Source organism: Numidum massiliense (genome assembly GCF_001375555.1).
Taxonomy (GTDB): domain Bacteria; phylum Bacillota; class Bacilli; order Thermoactinomycetales; family Novibacillaceae; genus Numidum; species Numidum massiliense.
This window is the reverse complement of record NZ_CTDZ01000007.1, coordinates 1-2,038: the sequence shown is the minus strand read 5'-3', so window position 1 is coordinate 2,038 and position 2,038 is coordinate 1. Positions and strand designations below refer to the sequence as shown.

The window sequence follows — 2,038 nt, the reverse complement described above, 5'->3', positions numbered from 1 at the left end:
GATTGGCTAATTCGTTTTAAGCAGCCATCTGTAACTGTTGCTGGCGCACTGGACCCAGAACATCCTTCGCATCATACGCAATCTGCCTCGTACCGAGCGTATGCAGAACTTTGATCAGTTTGCAGCATAGGGCAATAAGCGATTGCTTCTTTTTCAGGGGATTGTGACGACGTGTCGTGTAGTAACGATGCATCGCTTTAAACTCGGCATTTTTAGCGACCATCGGGAGGACACATCGGAATAGCAGGGCACGTAACCTTGCACGTCCTCGTTTACTAATACTCGCTTTCCCCTTCTTCTTGCCTGAGCTATTCTCTTTGAGATTCAACCCCGCCAAGCGGATGATTTGTTGCCCGTGGTCGTAGTCATTTAAATCACCCACTTCTGCTAGAAAACCAGCGAGTGTGACAATGCCCACACCGGGAATGGTCATCATTGCTTCGGTACCGGGGATTTTCTCAAGCAGTTGCTCCACTTGCCGCATGATCTCTTCTAGTTGGTCAGCTAACAAGGTGTACTGATCTAGCAGCATCGAACATTCAATCTTCGCGGCATACATGCCTTCTGTAAGCCCGATAGAAGTTGTCGCTACTTTCACCAACTTCTCGGCGCGCTTTATCCCGACAGCCCGCTTCACTTCCGATTTCCAATGCTTGAGAATGGCTTCGGCGCCTAAAGCGACAATCTCATTGGGCATTGGAAATTCACGCAAGGTCATTAGCGATGCTTTGCCTTCCCAGTCTTTAAACACTTGATGGTACTCAGGGAAGAAGCGGTCTAGCCAGTTCTGAATACGCAGTTTTGCTTGATTAAAGTTCACCATTACTTTTTCTCGCAGGTTCATGATGATCCGTAAATCGGCATAAACCTGTGTCGGGAACTTCGGTTCAGCGTAGTGACCGTTGCGGATAAGATCCGCGATCACTTTGGCATCTTTGTAGTCGTTTTTCGTCGGTGAGTTGTCTTCCAACTCTTTACTTCGGTTGACATGATGTGGGTTAACCACAACGACTTTGATGCCTTCTTCTTTTAAAAATGCCGCTAAAGGAAACCAATAGTGTCCAGTTGGTTCAACGCCAAACAGCACATCTGTTTTGTTGTGAACCTGTTTTAAGTCCTTCATCCACTTCACCAGTTTGGTTAGCCCTTGGTGCGTATTCTCGAACACGCAGTCTTTTCCGAGTTCGATCCCCCGAAAGTCGATCGCACGAGCGACGTGTGTCTGCTTGGCAATGTCTGCCCCAACGATTAAGGTTTTTTCGGTCATGCGTAAAATGCGTTGATTTTTCTTCTGTTTCATCTTATACTTCATGTGAGTGTCTCCTTTTGCCTTGGGATGAATGAGTGTAGCGCTACATTCTAACCCAAGCTTACTGGAGGCACTTTTTTTGTGCAAACCTCAAATTAATTCATTACAGGAATGGCTCCCTGAAAAAATAATCGTCGCCTTTTCTTTGCCATCTGTCTTATATAAATTGTCCGGTCCATCGACCACCTTAATGATACCCTGGTCATCAGTCGAGATCTTTACATAAGGGTTAGAACCGTGACGCCCTCCACCCGGTGAAACTTGCACTTGTGTAATGTTCTTTCCCTTTCCAGGGTTTAGTATCTTTATGACCTTAGCACCTGATCTTGACCGCTTTGAATCAATTATTGATATGTCATACCCCGCATCTTGTAACATTTTTGCAATATCTTCAGCCGTTTTCTTACTAAAAACGGCACGATTTTCTTTGATCGACTCTACTGTTACCCTCCCATTCTTGAACAACTCTGGTTTTACCTTGGGAACATTAGTAGACTTTTCCGTCCCACCTGTCGATCCTTTCTTTGTTCCCTCTCCACTATCTCGCCAATTATCCCCTTTCTTAAGACGAAGTGTATCCCCAGCATCCTTATGCACTTTTGCAACCTGAGGCCGATTTTTTTTGAGATTGTTCTCCAGCCTTTTCGCATACACCTTCAAGCCTTCATTGCCCCGACGAATGGTTATTTGCCCATCCCTCTTTAGCCTATTCGCATACTCCTTAATTCG

General features: G+C 45.6%; 2 protein-coding genes. Both read right to left on the bottom strand.

Features of this window, described 5'->3' with window-relative positions:
- Positions 1-16: 16 nt before the first annotated feature.
- Positions 17-1,312, bottom strand: a complete 1,296-nt coding sequence (locus BN1247_RS00165) for an IS110 family RNA-guided transposase (RefSeq protein ID WP_054948550.1) — start codon at positions 1,310-1,312, stop codon at positions 17-19.
- A gap of 87 nt (positions 1,313-1,399) precedes the next feature.
- Positions 1,400-2,038 (bottom strand): hypothetical protein (locus tag BN1247_RS00160; RefSeq protein ID WP_222705233.1); only part of this gene is annotated, 639 nt, incomplete at its 5' end.